The sequence below is a fragment of the Pseudoxanthomonas sp. P4_B2 genome (assembly GCF_056402315.1).
Genome location: NZ_JBFUHQ010000004.1, coordinates 67,918 through 81,541, shown reverse-complemented (window position 1 = coordinate 81,541; position 13,624 = coordinate 67,918). Strand labels below are relative to the sequence as shown.

The window sequence follows — 13,624 nt, the reverse complement described above, 5'->3', positions numbered from 1 at the left end:
CTGCCGAAGCGGTAGGGCGGGCCTTGGCCCGCCATTGCCATCTCTTCGGTGGCGATGGCAAACCACGACAGGCTGTACCGCTTGTCGTCGCGAGCATTCCGCATGGCAATGGCGGGCCAAGGCCCGCCCTACGAGTCATTTAGCTGCTGCGCCGTTTAAACAACCAGGCCGACACCGTCAGCATCACCAGGGGCGGTAGCAGGTAGGCGATCCAGTAGTCGAACTTGAACGCGCCTGCCAGGCGACTGAACAAGGTCTGCATCAGCCAGAAACTCAGGGCGAACAGGATGCCCAGGAACAGCTGTTTCCCCAGCCCGCCGCTGCGCAGGCTGCCGAAAGCGAACGGGATAGCGGCCAGGCATAGCGCCAACACATTCAAGGGGTAGAACCAGCGGCCCCAGTAGACCTCCTCGTACTCGCGCGCATCCAGCCCATTGCGCTGACGGTATTCGATACTGCGCGCCAGATCGGTGGCGGCCATGTAGCGTGGTTTGGCGATGGTATCGGCCAGCGCGGCCGGGTCCAGGTCCGATTCCCAACGCATGCCCAGCAACTGCTGCTGGGTGATCGAACGCGCGTCGAAAGTGGTGCGCAACACATTTTTCAGCACCCACTTGTCGTCGAAGTTCTCGGCGGTGGTGGCATGGGAAATCGCGGCCAGCCTGCCGTCGTCGGCCAGTTCGTACAGGCGTACGTCGCGCAGTTGCAGCCACTCGCGGCCGTCCTGCACCTTCTTTTCGCCGCTCTGCGCATTGAGGAAAACATTGCCCTCGCGCGCCCAGAGTCCCGAGTAGGTCGCCGCCGCCGCGTTATTGGTGATCGCCGAGGTCCTGACCCGATCGGCCTGGGTCTGGCCCCAGCTACCCACCGTTTCCATGCCGAACACCATTAGCCCAGTCAGCAGGGCCAGGGTGATGGCGACCGACAGGCTCAAGCGCCGGCGGGAGAGCCCTACCGCCCGCAGTGCAATCAGCTCCGAACTGGCGGCCAGTTGGCCCAGCCCCATCAATACACCGATCACCGCCGCGGTGGGAAACATCATGTAGGCGCGACGGGGAATGGTGTAGGCCACGAAAGCCACCGCATGGCCGAAGGTATAGCTGCCCTTGCCCAGGTCGTTGAGCTCGCTGGAAATCGCGTTGATCACGTCCAGCCCCACCAACACCGACCACACCAGCAACACGGTGACCAGAACCACCCGGCCTACATAGAGGTCGTGGAGATTGGGCCGCAGCCTCATGCCGATTTCATCCGCGAACGCGCCATGCGCCCGTCGCGCAAATAGGACCATAGGCCGAACGCCAGCAGCGGCACAGTCAGCCACCAGAGCCCCAGCATTCCCGGAACCTTATCTTCGGACAAGGCCTGGGTGCCGACGTACATCAGGTTGGTGCCCACCAAATAAGCCAGGAAACCGAGCATGATGCGTCCATAGCGCGCCTGTCGCGGCGAGCTGCGCGCCAGCGGCAACGCAATCAGCGCGAACGCCAACGCCAGCAACGGCGGGGTGAGCCGGTAGTGCAGCTGCGCATTGGCGTCGGCGCGCTTGTCGCTGAACAAGGCCAGGGTGGGCAGCAGTTCTGGATCGGTTTCGGCGCGCACATCGGCCCGGTCCGGCAGCGCGAACTCATTGCTGGCGAAGCGCATCAGGTTGAAATCGCGACCCGAGTCCAGCGGCCCTTCCACCCGAAAACCCTCGTTCAGCCGCATGTAGCGATCGCGCTGGCCTTCAAAAAACATCTCGCCGGTACGCGCAGTCACCACGTCCAGCCGCTCGCCTTCCTGGCGCTGCACGAACACCCGTTGCAACTTGGTTCCGTCGGCCGAAATCCCGCCGATGTAAATGACGCTGCCGTTGGGCAGCATGGTGAACCGGCCGGCGTCCAGGCCGGCCACGACCAGGCTGCGGTTGGCGTGTTCGATCATGCGTTCGCTGGTCCGGTCGGCCCAGGGTCCCAGCCACAGCGACAGCGCGCCGATCAACCCCACCACCGGCACCACCAGCATCAGGAAGGGCTTTAGCATCCGTCTCGGTCCGACCCCGATCCCGGTCAGCACGGGCATTTCCGAGTCGCGGTACAGGCGTGCGAAGGCCAGCAGAAGCCCCAGCATCAGCGCCAGCGGCAGGATCACGGGCAGGTAGTTGAGCAACTGCAGGCCCATCTGCGAGATCAACAGGTTCGCCGGAATCCGGCCCTCGGCGATATTGCCCAGCAAATCCGCCATCACCCCGCCCAGGCTCACTACCAGCAGCACGATCAGCGTGGCCAGGAAGCTCTGGGTGAATTCGCGGAAGAGGTAGCGGTCCAGCTTCGCCATGGGGTTGGTTTACAATCTCGGGTTCGTTCGCTGGGATTGGCCGCGGTCTTTTAGGATCGGATAGCCAGATTGGATCGGCACGGCCTGGCGCGGTCTTGCCGCAGCCTGAGAACCCGCAATTGTACGTAACTCGTCACCTAATGATCTGGGAATCTGCTCAATGGCACTGGAATTCACCCTGAACCACGACGCGCCGGCCAGCGCTGGCTTCGACTGCATCGTGGTAGGCGCCTATGGCGACAAGACCCTGACGCCGGCGGGGCGCGCGCTGGATGCGGCCAGTGGCGGCAAGCTCAATACGCTGGTCCAGCGCGGTGATGTGAGCGGCAAAACCGGCAAAACCACCCTGCTCCACGATCTTCCCGGCATCACCGCGCCGCGGGTGCTGGTGATCGGCCTGGGCGAAGCTGCCAAGTTCGGCGTGCCGCAATACCTGAAGGCCGTCGGCGACGCGACGCGCGCGTTGAAGGTCGGTCCTTCGAGCAATGCGCTGTTCACGCTCTCCGAAGTGGAAGTGAAAGAGCGCGACAGCGCCTGGAACATCCGCCAGGCCGTTATCGCCTCGGACCATGCCTGCTATCGCTACACCGCAACACTGGGCAAGAAGAAGAACGACGATGCCGGCCTGGCCACGCTTTCGATCAGCGGCGGCGACGAACAGGCGCTTGCGCAGGGCGTAGCCATCGCCACCGGCGTGGCTTTCGCGCGCGAACTCGGCAACCTGCCGCCGAATATCTGCACTCCGGCTTATCTGGCCGAACAGGCGCAGAATTTCGCCGCGGAGAACGAAGGCGCGGAATCCGAAATCCTGGACGAAACCCAGATGGAAGCGCTGGGCATGGGTTCGCTGCTGGCGGTGGCTCGAGGATCGACCCACCGCCCACACCTGATCGTACTCAAGTGGAATGGCGGCGGAGATGCCAAACCGTTGGTACTGGTTGGCAAGGGCATCACCTTCGACACCGGCGGCGTCAACCTGAAGACCCAGGGCGGCATCGAGGAAATGAAGTACGACATGTGCGGCGCCGCCAACGTAATCGGCACCTTCGTGGCCGCGGTGAAGATGAAGCTGCCGTTGAATGTAGTGGTGGTGGTGCCGGCGGTGGAGAACGCGATCGATGGCAATGCCTATCGCCCGTCCGACGTCATCACCAGCATGTCCGGCAAGACCATCGAAGTCGGCAACACCGACGCCGAAGGCCGTCTGATCCTGTGCGATGCGCTGACCTACGCGCAGCGCTTTGAACCCGAAGCGCTACTGGACGTGGCCACCCTGACCGGCGCCTGCATCGTGGCCTTGGGTCGCTACGCCACCGGCCTGATGAGTAAGCACGACGATCTGTCCAACGAACTGCTGGCTGCGGGCGAAACGGTATTCGACCGCGCCTGGCGCCTGCCGCTGTGGGACGAATACCAGACCCAACTAGATTCCACCTTCGCCGACGTCTACAACATTGGCGGTCGCTGGGCCGGCGCCATCACCGCCGGTTGCTTTCTGGCGCGATTCACCGAGAACCAGCGCTGGGCGCACCTGGATATCGCCGGCGTCGCCAACGACGAAGGCAAGCGCGGCATGGCGACCGGCCGTCCGGTCGGCTTGTTGACGCAGTGGTTGCTGGATCGCGCGGCGTAAACCGTGCCGCGCGCCGACTTCTACCTAATCGCGAAGCCCCGCTTCCTGGAAGAACCGCTCAAGCTGGTCTGCGAACTCGCGCGTAAGTCCTACGACGCCAACCTGTGGACGCTGGTCCTGGCGCGCGACGCCGAACAGGCGGAACAGATCGATGCGTTGTTGTGGGAGATGGACGACGATGCCTACATCCCGCATCAGATCGCCGGCGACGAGGAAGACGAACTAACCCCGGTGCTGATCGCCACGCCGGATGTCGACACGCCCGCGCGCGCGCTGGTAATTAATCTGCGCGACGCGGCCTTCGACGGCCCCTGCGAACGCATCCTGGAAGTCGTGCCCGCCGACGAATCCGCGCGCGAACCGCTGCGCGAACGCTGGAAACAATACAAGGCGCGCGGGTACGACGTCACCAAACACGATATGTAATGGTTCCAACCCTTCTCCCGCTTGCGGGAGAAGGTGCCCGCAGGGCGGATGAGGGCGTTCTTAGCCATATGTCGCCGAAGAGAGCCCCTCACCCAGCCCTCTCCCGTAAACGAGAGAAGGGTTAACAAACGGATCCTGGCTCCTGCTGGGATGACGATAGAAACAGAACGCGGACCCCATGACCGACCTCGCCCCCAGCTACGACCCCAAATCCTTCGAATCCCGCCTCTATGCCGAGTGGGAAAACGCCGGCTATTTCAAGCCGAGCGGGAAAGGCGAGCCGTACACCATCCTGCTGCCGCCGCCCAACGTCACCGGCACGCTGCACATGGGCCATGCCTTCCAGCAGACGCTGATGGACGCGCTGATCCGCTACCACCGCATGCGTGGCTACGACACTCTGTGGCAGGTGGGCACCGACCACGCCGGCATCGCCACCGAGATGGTGGTCTCGCGCAACCTGGCGCTGGAAGGCAAGGGCGAAACCCGCGACTCGCTGGGCCGCGACGGCTTCATCGAAAAAGTCTGGGAATGGAAGGCGCAGTCCGGCGACACCATCGAGCGCCAGATGCGTCGCTTGGGCACCTCGAGCGACTGGTCGCGCAGCACATTCACCATGGACCCGATGGCGTCCCAGGCAGTGATCGAAGCCTTCGTCAAATTGCATGAAGAAGGCCTGATCTACCGCGGCCAGCGTCTGGTCAACTGGGATCCGGTACTGAAGACCGCGATTTCCGACCTTGAAGTGGAGAATGTGGAGCAGGACGGCTTCCTGTGGTCCATCGCCTATCCGCTTAGCGATGGCAGCGGTTCGCTCACCGTGGCCACCACGCGCCCGGAAACCATGCTTGGCGATTCCGCGCTGGCCGTGCACCCGGAAGACGAGCGCTACGCGCATCTAGTCGGCAAGATGGTGAAGCTGCCGCTGACCGGACGCGAGATTTCGATCATCGCCGACACCTATGTCGAGCGCGAATTCGGCACCGGCGTGGTCAAGATCACGCCGGCGCACGATTTCAACGACTACCAGGTGGGCCAACGCCACGACCTGCCGCTGATCAACATCCTCACCCCGAACGCAGCGATCAACGATGCCGCGCCGGAGAAGTACCGTGGCCTGGATCGCTACGAGGCACGCAAGCGGATTCTCGCCGATCTTGAGGACGAGGGCCTGTTGGTCGAAACCAAGCCGCACAAATTGCAGGTGCCAAAAGGCGACCGCACTGGCCAGGTGATCGAGCCGTACCTGACCGACCAGTGGTTCGTGAAGATGGATGCTCTGGCGGCTCGTGGCCTCGAACTGGTCGAAGGCGTCGATGGAAAGCCGGGCGCGGTCAAGTTCGTGCCAGCGAACTGGATCAACACTTATCGCCACTGGATGGAAAATATCCAGGACTGGTGCATCAGCCGCCAGCTCTGGTGGGGCCATCGCATTCCTGCGTGGTTCGACGAGAGCGGAAAAATCTACGTTGGCCGCGACGAAGCCGAAGTGCGCGCCAAGAACTCACTCAGCGCTGAGGTGGTGCTTTCGCAAGACAACGACGTGCTGGAAACCTGGTTCAGCTCGCAGCTGTGGCCGTTCAGCACGATGGGCTGGCCCGATGAAGCGGCGATGGCCGAGCGCGGCTTCGATCGCTATCTGCCCAGCTCAGTGCTGGTCACCGGTTTCGACATCATCTTCTTCTGGGTCGCGCGCATGATCATGGCGACCGATCATTTCACCGGCGAAGTTCCGTTCAAGGACGTCTATATCACCGGCCTGATCCGCGACAAGGACGGACAGAAGATGTCCAAGTCCAAGGGCAACGTGCTGGACCCGCTGGACATCATCGACGGCATAGACCTGGAAGATCTGGTCGCCAAACGCACCACCGGCCTGATGAAGCCCACCGATGCGCCGAAGATCGAGAGGGCCACACGCAAGGAATTCCCCGAAGGCATCGCCGCTCACGGTGCCGACGCACTGCGCTTCACCATCGCCGCGCTGGCTAACCACGGTCGCGACATCAAGTTCGACATGGGCCGCGCGGAGGGCTACAAGAATTTTTGCAACAAGCTGTGGAATGCGACGCGTTTCGTGCTGATGAATACCGAGACGTTCACCCTTCCCCTGCTTGCGGGGGAAGGCGCCCGCAGGGCGGATGGGGGCGCTCTTGATTTTGCTCCTGCCACCGATGCCGAGAAGTGGATTCTCTCGCGCCTGGCGAAAGTCTCCTCCGAAGCCGAAACCCACTACGCCAGCTATCGCTTCGACTTGCTCGCACAGGCGCTGTACGAATTCGCCTGGAACGAGTTCTGCGACTGGTTCCTGGAACTAGCCAAGCCTGCGTTGAACGGCGACAACGCGGCCGCCGCCGACAGCACCCGACACACCTTGCTGTACGTGTTGGAAGCGCTGCTGCGCCTGCTGCATCCGCTGACGCCTTTCGTCACCGAAGAGCTGTGGCAGCAGGTTGCGCCGCGCCTGGGCATTAAGGGCGGCACCATTTCGCTGCAGTCCTATCCGGCCGCAGCCGACTACGCCGGCAACGATTTCGCGCAAGCGGGTACCGACGTAGAGTGGCTCAAGGACATGGTTTCGGCGCTGCGTCGCGTGCGCAGCGAGCTGGGCGTGTCGCCAGGTAAGCAGGTTCGCCTGCTGCTGCAAGGCGGCAACGCCAACGACCGCAAGCTGTCGGATCGCTACGCCTCACAACTTTCGTTCCTGCTCAAGCTCGAAACGATCGAATGGTTGCAGGCGAACGAGCAAGCACCGGCCTCGGCGCCTGCCATCGTCGGCGAGCTGAAGTTGCTGGTTCCACTGGAAGGCCTTGTGGACTTGGAAGCCGAGCGCAGCCGCCTGGACAAGGAAACCAAGCGCGTGAGAAGTGAGATCGCCAAGTGCGAAGCAAAGCTTGCCAGCGAAACCTTCGTGCAGAACGCCCCTGCTGCCGTGGTGGAGCAAGAGCGCAAGCGCCTGATCGATTGGAACAATCAATTAGTCGGCCTGCTCGAGCAACGCACCAAGCTTTAAATCCCGACATAACACCGTGGGAGCGGCGTCTCGCCGCGAGCTTTAGCCAAGATGCAAAATCAAGAGCTCGCGGCGAGACGCCGCTCCCACGGTCTCTACAGCGCGGGCATCTTGTCGGTATCTTCGCCCAGCAATTCCATCGCCATTACCAGCGCATCCTCCCGCCCATCACGCGCGGGGTAGTAACGCGGACGCCGCCCGATTTCGTTGAAACCTTCGTCGTGATACAGCGCGATCGCATTGGGATTGGAAGGGCGCACTTCCAGGAAGACGCGCGCAGCGCCCAGGTCGATCGCCAGTTTGACCAGTGACCGCAATAGCTGGCGGCCGTGGCCGCGGCCCTGTCGCTCCGGCGCGACGCAGATATTGAGGATGTGCGCCTCATCCGCCGCCACGCTGATCACGGCGTAGCCGATGGGCAGGCCGTGTTCCTGCAAAACCCAAGCAGGGTAAGCCGCGGCCAGGCAATCGCGGAAGATGCCGCGTGTCCACGGGAAAGGGTACGCGCGTTGTTCGATCGCCAAAATGGCGTCCAAGTCGGACTCGCGCATCGCGCGCAAGCTCGCATCGGCGGGGCCGGCGTCGACCGCGACCGCGCTCACGGCGACCGCTGCCTGCGCAAGGCGCGCAACTGCGGCCACAAGGCGCGCTTGGCCGCGGCATTGCCGCGCAATTCGGAAGAAGGCGGCCAGCCGGCGATGATCGCGGCCGCGTCCTCGGCGTTCGGATTGCAACCGGAAGCGCGGATTAGCGCGAAATGCAATTTGTCCGGCAGGCGGGAAGCGGCGCGTCGGGGCGAGTCGGCGACGCGCACGGGAGGCGCCGTTTCGGGTTCGGGCCGGCGGCGCGCCGGGACAGCCGCCTGGACAGGTTCGTGCTGCGGTTTGGCGGGTTCTACAACGACCGACGGGGGCGCCTCCGCCGCACCCTGCACGTACAGGGTGTGGCCCAACGCAGTCAGCCATTCATGCTGTTGCGATGACCACAACTCGCTCATGGCGTGGCCTCCGGCACTTTGCGCCACCGCCTCCACAACCAGAACCCCGGTCCCGAGAACGCATAGATCACGCCAATGGCCAGCAGCGCGCGCGGCAGATCCATCGCCAGCACCGCGATCACGACGGGAACCAGGAACAGTACGTAGAAAGGAATCCGGTCGGCCTTCGCCCCGCCTTCCCCGGTGCCCTTGAAACTCCAGAAACGGATGCGGCTGACCATCAGCAGCGCGGAGACAATCGTCACGCCAAGCGCCACGTAGCGCAGTTGCTCGCCGCTCCAGCCCAGATCGCCGTCGGCGAACGCCCAGACGAAGGACATCATCAATCCTGCCGCCGCCGGACTGGCAAGGCCGATGAACCAACGCTTGTCCACCGTGCCGACTTGCGTGTTGAAACGCGCCAGCCGCAGCGCGGCGCAGGCCGCGTACAGGAAGGCGACCGCCCAACCCAATCGGCCCATCACGCTGCCGTCGAATTTCAGCGACGACAGCGACCAGTGGTACATCACCAGCGCCGGCGCCATACCGAAACTGACCAGATCGGCCAGCGAGTCGTACTGCACGCCGAATTCGCTGCTGGTACCGGTCAACCGCGCCACCCGTCCATCTATGCCATCCATCACCGCCGCGATGAACACCGCCACCGACGCATGCACGAACTGGCCGTTGGCCGCCGCGATGATGGCGTAGAACCCGGCGAACAGGCCCGCCGTGGTGAACAGGTTAGGGAGCAGATAGATGGTGCGCGAACGCGGTGCTTGCTTGTTTTCGTCCATGCGTCGCAGTTTAGCCCAAGCCGGCGGCTTGCCAGCCCGGCCCGGCAGTGCTGCAATCGCACCCTTCCCCTGATCCTCCCCCGGAGGCCGCCATGCCTGCCCTGCCCAAACGCTCGCGCCTGATGATCCGAGCCCTTGCGTTGCTGCTGATCGCCAGCGCCTGCGTGCCCGCCTTCGCACAGAAGGTTTACCAGTGGAAGGACGCACAGGGCGTCAGCCACTATTCCGACAGCCCCCCACCGAACCAGCAGGCCAAGGACCGCCGCATCGACAACCGCGGGGAACCGGTCGTACAGGCTGCTGCGGCCGGCAAGTCTGTTGAAAACCCGCAGTGCGCCACCGCCAAGCTGAACCTGCAGCTGTTGGCGGGCAAGAACGCTGTGCAGCAGGACACCGACGGCGACGGCAAGCCCGACAAGACCCTGGGCGACGACGACCGCGCCAACCAGCGCGAACTCGCTACCGCTGCGGTCAAGGCCTACTGCAAGCCCGCAGCCTGATCCATGCGCCTGGCCTGGGCCATCGTCGCCGGCCTGGTGCTGGGCATCGGCGTGGCCTGGTGGCTGTCGCGCGAAGCGCCCGGCAAGAGCCAGGCCCGAGAACAACGCGCGCAACGCGCAGCGGCGGCCCAAGCCCATGATGCGCGGCCCTCGCTTTATCGCTGGCGCGATGACGCCGGCGTGCTCCAGATCACCGACAAGCCCCCCAAAAATAGACGCTACGAGCGCATAGATCGCGAGCCCGACCGCGGCATCGAAGTGAAGGGCCGCAGGCGGGAATAGCTGAAAAGCCGCACTGTCGGGCCGTAGCTGGCAAAATGCCGGTTCCCCTTCGTAATGAAACGCCTGCCGATGCGCCTGTCGCAATTCCATCTCCGCACCACCAAGGAAACCCCCGCCGACGCCGAAGTCATCAGTCACCAGCTGATGCTGCGGGCCGGCATGATTCGCAAGCTGGCCTCAGGGCTCTATACCTGGTCGCCGCTGGGATTGCGGGTGCTTCGCAAAGTGGAGAACGTAGTGCGGGAAGAAATGAACCGCGCAGGCGCCATCGAGATGTTGATGCCCACGGTGCAGCCGAGGGAACTGTGGGAGGAAACCGGCCGCTGGGAAAAGTTCGGCGGCCAGCTGCTGAAAATCCGCGACCGCAAGGACGCCGAATACTGCTTCGCGCCGACCGCCGAAGAGGTTATTACCGATTTCGCCCGCAACGAACTGGCTAGCTACAAGCAGCTGCCGGTGAATTTCTACCAGATCCAGACCAAGTTCCGCGACGAGATCCGCCCACGTTTCGGGGTGATGCGCGCGCGCGAATTCCTGATGAAGGACGGATACTCGTTCCACCTGACCGAAGCGGACCTGGTTCGCGAATACAACAACATGCACGCTGCCTACAGCCGCGTGTTCACCCGCCTGGGCCTGAAGTTCCGTGCGGTGCAGGCCGACTCCGGCGCCATCGGCGGCGATGCCTCGCAGGAATTCCATGTGCTGGCCGATTCCGGTGAGGACGCCATCGCCTTCTCCACCGGCTCGGACTACGCCGCCAACGTCGAGGCCGCGCAGGCCGCCGATCCCGCACCGCGTCCGGCCGCTGCCGAGGCGATGCGCAAGGTGGAGACCCCAACGCAGAAGACCTGCGAGGAAGTCGCCGAATTGCTCGCCATCCCGCTGCAACGCACGGTCAAGTCGGTGGCCGTGATGAGCATGGATCTGATCGAAGGAAAAACCACGGAACGGTTCACGCTGGCGCTGGTTCGCGGCGATCACGTAGTCAACGAGATCAAACTTGCGAAGGTTGCGGGCCTTGCCGACTACCGCATGGCGACGGAGGCGGAGATCCGCGAACACCTGGGCAGCGAACCGGGCTTCCTTGGTCCGATCACGCCGGCCAAATCAATACGCATCGTCGCCGACCGCGAAGTGGAGGCGATGGCCGACATGGTGGTCGGCGCCAACGAAACCGGCTTCCACATCGCTGGCGTCAACTGGGGCCGCGACCTGCCCGAACCCGACACCGTCGCCGATTTGCGCAATGTGGTGCATGGCGACCGTGCGCGCGATGGCGGCGAACTGCAGATCGCGCGCGGCATCGAAGTGGGCCATGTGTTCCAGTTGGGCCGCAAGTACACTGAAGCCCTGAAGGCCACGGTGCTGGACGAATCTGGCAAGGCCGCCACCATGCTCATGGGCACCTACGGCATCGGCGTGTCGCGGATAGTGGCAGCGGCGATCGAACAGAATCACGATGCCGCCGGCATCATCTGGCCCGAACCCATGGCGCCGTGGACGGTGGCGATCTGCACCATCAATCCGAAGAACGATGCGGCGGTTAGCGATGCAGCCCAGCAGCTGTTCGATGAATTGCATGCAGCGGGCGTCGATGCGGTGATGGACGATCGCGGCCTGCGCCCCGGTCAGATGTTCGCTGACATCGAACTGATCGGAATCCCACACCGTGTAGTGATTTCCGAACGTGGCCTGGCCGCCGGCACCTTCGAATACCGCGCACGGCGCGCCAGCGAAGCGGAGAACCTTGGGCGCGAAGAACTGCTGGCCAAGTTGATCGGCTGAATCAAGCACCGACTCCCCGATTGAACCCTTCCCCTGCCTGCGGGGGAAGGTGCCGAAGGCGGATGGGGGCGCTCTTGGCGAGGTCCTTCCGAACAGAGCACGAGCGTTTCGCACGTTGACTTGTCTTGGCATTTGGCTTTTAGCACTTGATTCTCGTCCCCGTGAGTCGCGGCAAGCCGGTCGAGATAAACCCCGCAGGGGCGGCGCACAGGGATGTGCGCCGTTTCCGGAGGCGCAGGAGGCGCCTTACGGAAATTCCCGACCGGCTTGCGAACCCGGCGGCTTCATCGCCGGGCGCGACGTTAGGGTGTGTTTCTTTGGTTACTTTCTTTGCACAAGCAAAGAAAGTGACTCGCGCAACGCGCGAAACGCTTTTGCTTCGAAGCTAAGGCAAGGATCAAGAGTCCTCCTCGCCTCACCTGCGCTGCGAGCAAAAGAGGAGGCACAAGCAGAGACAAGTGCAGAAGCAAGATCAAAATGGATCCCAGCGTTCGCTGGGATGACGATTCTGGGAACTTATTTTTCACGCAACAGGAAATTTGCAGCGAATTCCCAAAGAGTCATGGAATGGCGATTCTGAGCGCAAACAACAATACTGCCTCAGAGATTCTTCCGCGCCGGCAACAACAGATTCCCGAACAGCAGGCCCGCGACCAAGGCCATCACGATATTGATCACCGTCATCAACGCCGAATTGCCGACCGCCAAATCCTGCTGCTGCACCAGACTCAGGACGCCGCGCAGGCTGTTGCTGCCCGGTACCAGCATGATGATGCCGGGCACCCGGATGATTGCCCCGGGCTTGTTGGCCCAGCGCGCGAACGCGTTGCCGGCGGCCGTCAGCACCAGCGCCGACAGGAATATCCCGACCTGGGTTCCCCAGGCCTCTCCCGCATACCGGGAAATCAGATAACCGCAGATCGCCGCCGCCATCACCCAGCCATAGTCGCGGCGGTGCGCCTTGAATAGCACGGCGAATGCGTAGGCCACCAGTACCAGCGACACCCATTCCACCCACTCCGGTTGAGGACGCAGCGCGCGCACTTCGGGATAGATGCCCAGCAGTTGCGCCAGCGTCAACGCGATCAGCGTGCCCACCGTCAGCTTGAGAATGGTGGCGACCGCGCCGGCCAGACGCGCGGTGCCGGAGACGAGATGCTGGCTGGTCAATTCGTTGACCGCATTGGTCAGGGTCATGCCGGGCAGCAGCACCACCAGCGAGGCGATGATCACGCTGTTGAGGTTCAGCGGCTGAATGAAGGTCGACACCAGCACCGCCACCATGCCGGCCATCAGCGCCGACACCGCATCGCTGGCTTCCTTCAGCCGCGGGCGCCGTTCGTTGAGCTGCGATTGCACGCCGATCAAAGTCCCGATCAGGGTGGCGGTGGCGATATCCAGCCATGGCAACCGCCACAAGCCGGCTACTGCGCCGGAGGCGAGCGCGAACGCCAGGAGTTGCGTCGCGCGCCAGCGCAGATTGGCTTTGCGATCCAGCGCGCGCAAAGCGGTATGGCCCTGCGCAATGCTCATCGCCCCTCCCGCCACCGCCTCGGCGATGCGGTCGGATTCGCCCAGCTTGTAGAGATCGTTTTCCCCGGGCGCCAGACGGATCACCCGGGTCGTATCACTGGCCCCTAGCGGTCGGGATGGATCGCTGAAACTGAGGATCAGGCCGGTCGGATTCGACCAGGGTTCGCAGTCCAGTCCCAGGCGGGTCGATAGCGCCACCACCGCGCCCTCCAGCCGCTGCGCCGTGGTGCCATAGGTATGCAACCGGGCGGCCGTTTCGCACACGAAAGCGATGCGCTGGGCATAAGTTGCGGTGCTTGTAGCGGTGTTAGTTGTGGTTTGCGACATGCCGCTAGTCTAGGGCCTGAACCGGAGCCA

Annotated in this window: 12 protein-coding genes; 6 read left to right on the top strand and 6 right to left on the bottom strand. The window is 63.5% G+C overall.

Going from position 1 to position 13,624, the window contains the following annotated elements; genetic code table 11:
- Positions 1-139: 139 nt before the first annotated feature.
- Positions 140-1,240 carry an LPS export ABC transporter permease LptG gene (gene lptG / locus AC1DTQ_RS11565; RefSeq protein ID WP_477849777.1) on the bottom strand — a complete coding sequence of 367 codons (1,101 nt, stop codon included), beginning with the start codon at positions 1,238-1,240 and terminating at the stop codon, positions 140-142.
- Positions 1,237-2,319, bottom strand: coding sequence for an LPS export ABC transporter permease LptF (gene lptF, locus AC1DTQ_RS11560; protein WP_477849776.1), 1,083 nt, complete (start codon positions 2,317-2,319; stop codon positions 1,237-1,239). Before lptF ends, lptG begins: the two co-directional genes overlap by 4 nt.
- A 160-nt stretch (positions 2,320-2,479) precedes the next feature.
- Here lptF and AC1DTQ_RS11555 point away from each other — a divergent pair, with 160 nt between their 5' ends.
- From AC1DTQ_RS11555 to AC1DTQ_RS11545, 3 genes are all read left to right on the top strand, one after another.
- Complete coding sequence (locus AC1DTQ_RS11555) at positions 2,480-3,952, top strand: leucyl aminopeptidase (protein WP_477849775.1); 1,473 nt, start codon at positions 2,480-2,482, stop codon at positions 3,950-3,952.
- Positions 3,953-3,955: 3 nt separating this feature from the next.
- On the top strand, positions 3,956-4,378 hold the full coding sequence (locus AC1DTQ_RS11550) for a DNA polymerase III subunit chi (protein ID WP_310096115.1): 423 nt from the start codon (positions 3,956-3,958) through the stop codon (positions 4,376-4,378).
- Between the two features lie 178 nt (positions 4,379-4,556).
- Complete coding sequence (locus tag AC1DTQ_RS11545) at positions 4,557-7,391, top strand: valine--tRNA ligase (RefSeq protein ID WP_477849774.1); 2,835 nt, start codon at positions 4,557-4,559, stop codon at positions 7,389-7,391.
- A 95-nt stretch (positions 7,392-7,486) separates the two neighbouring features.
- On the opposite strand, the gene rimI is transcribed toward AC1DTQ_RS11545, so the two are convergent.
- From rimI to pssA, 3 genes are read right to left on the bottom strand one after another with little or no spacing between them, the layout of a single operon-like run.
- Positions 7,487-7,942, bottom strand: coding sequence for a ribosomal protein S18-alanine N-acetyltransferase (gene rimI / locus AC1DTQ_RS11540; RefSeq protein WP_477850068.1), 456 nt, complete (start codon positions 7,940-7,942; stop codon positions 7,487-7,489).
- Between the two features lie 47 nt (positions 7,943-7,989).
- A complete protein-coding gene (locus AC1DTQ_RS11535) occupies positions 7,990-8,388 on the bottom strand; it encodes an alanine acetyltransferase (protein ID WP_477849773.1) in 399 nt (132 codons plus the stop codon).
- On the bottom strand, positions 8,385-9,164 hold the full coding sequence (pssA, locus tag AC1DTQ_RS11530; RefSeq protein WP_477849772.1) for a CDP-diacylglycerol--serine O-phosphatidyltransferase: 780 nt from the start codon (positions 9,162-9,164) through the stop codon (positions 8,385-8,387). The genes AC1DTQ_RS11535 and pssA overlap by 4 nt, the downstream gene beginning before the upstream one ends.
- 92 nt (positions 9,165-9,256) lie before the next feature.
- On the opposite strand from pssA, the gene AC1DTQ_RS11525 reads away from it, so the two are divergent.
- The 3 genes from AC1DTQ_RS11525 (at position 9,257) to AC1DTQ_RS11515 (ending at position 11,734) form a co-directional block, all read left to right on the top strand.
- Positions 9,257-9,664, top strand: coding sequence for a DUF4124 domain-containing protein (locus tag AC1DTQ_RS11525; protein ID WP_477849771.1), 408 nt, complete (start codon positions 9,257-9,259; stop codon positions 9,662-9,664).
- Between the two features lie 3 nt (positions 9,665-9,667).
- Positions 9,668-9,946: a DUF4124 domain-containing protein gene (locus AC1DTQ_RS11520; protein WP_477849770.1), complete on the top strand. Its 279-nt coding sequence runs from the start codon at positions 9,668-9,670 to the stop codon at positions 9,944-9,946.
- A 69-nt stretch (positions 9,947-10,015) separates the two neighbouring features.
- Entirely contained in the window at positions 10,016-11,734 is a 1,719-nt protein-coding gene (locus AC1DTQ_RS11515; RefSeq protein WP_477850067.1) for a proline--tRNA ligase, read from the top strand.
- Positions 11,735-12,334: 600 nt separating this feature from the next.
- On the opposite strand, the gene AC1DTQ_RS11510 is transcribed toward AC1DTQ_RS11515, so the two are convergent.
- The gene (locus AC1DTQ_RS11510; RefSeq protein WP_477849769.1) at positions 12,335-13,594 is read right to left on the bottom strand and encodes a threonine/serine exporter family protein; all 1,260 of its coding nucleotides are present in this window, start codon (positions 13,592-13,594) and stop codon (positions 12,335-12,337) included.
- Between the last annotated feature and the right edge of the window lie 30 nt (positions 13,595-13,624).

What these genes read in the sequence shown, in the direction of transcription:
- lptG (WP_477849777.1), bottom strand. Translation starts at nt 1,240, where the DNA reads ATGAGGCTGCGGCCCAATCTCCACGACCTCTATGTAGGCCGGGTGGTT.
- lptF (WP_477849776.1), bottom strand. Translation starts at nt 2,319, where the DNA reads ATGGCGAAGCTGGACCGCTACCTCTTCCGCGAATTCACCCAGAGCTTC.
- AC1DTQ_RS11555 (WP_477849775.1), top strand. Translation starts at nt 2,480, where the DNA reads ATGGCACTGGAATTCACCCTGAACCACGACGCGCCGGCCAGCGCTGGC.
- AC1DTQ_RS11545 (WP_477849774.1), top strand. Translation starts at nt 4,557, where the DNA reads ATGACCGACCTCGCCCCCAGCTACGACCCCAAATCCTTCGAATCCCGC.
- rimI (WP_477850068.1), bottom strand. Translation starts at nt 7,942, where the DNA reads ATGCGCGAGTCCGACTTGGACGCCATTTTGGCGATCGAACAACGCGCG.
- AC1DTQ_RS11535 (WP_477849773.1), bottom strand. Translation starts at nt 8,388, where the DNA reads ATGAGCGAGTTGTGGTCATCGCAACAGCATGAATGGCTGACTGCGTTG.
- pssA (WP_477849772.1), bottom strand. Translation starts at nt 9,164, where the DNA reads ATGGACGAAAACAAGCAAGCACCGCGTTCGCGCACCATCTATCTGCTC.
- AC1DTQ_RS11525 (WP_477849771.1), top strand. Translation starts at nt 9,257, where the DNA reads ATGCCTGCCCTGCCCAAACGCTCGCGCCTGATGATCCGAGCCCTTGCG.
- AC1DTQ_RS11520 (WP_477849770.1), top strand. Translation starts at nt 9,668, where the DNA reads ATGCGCCTGGCCTGGGCCATCGTCGCCGGCCTGGTGCTGGGCATCGGC.
- AC1DTQ_RS11515 (WP_477850067.1), top strand. Translation starts at nt 10,016, where the DNA reads ATGCGCCTGTCGCAATTCCATCTCCGCACCACCAAGGAAACCCCCGCC.
- AC1DTQ_RS11510 (WP_477849769.1), bottom strand. Translation starts at nt 13,594, where the DNA reads ATGTCGCAAACCACAACTAACACCGCTACAAGCACCGCAACTTATGCC.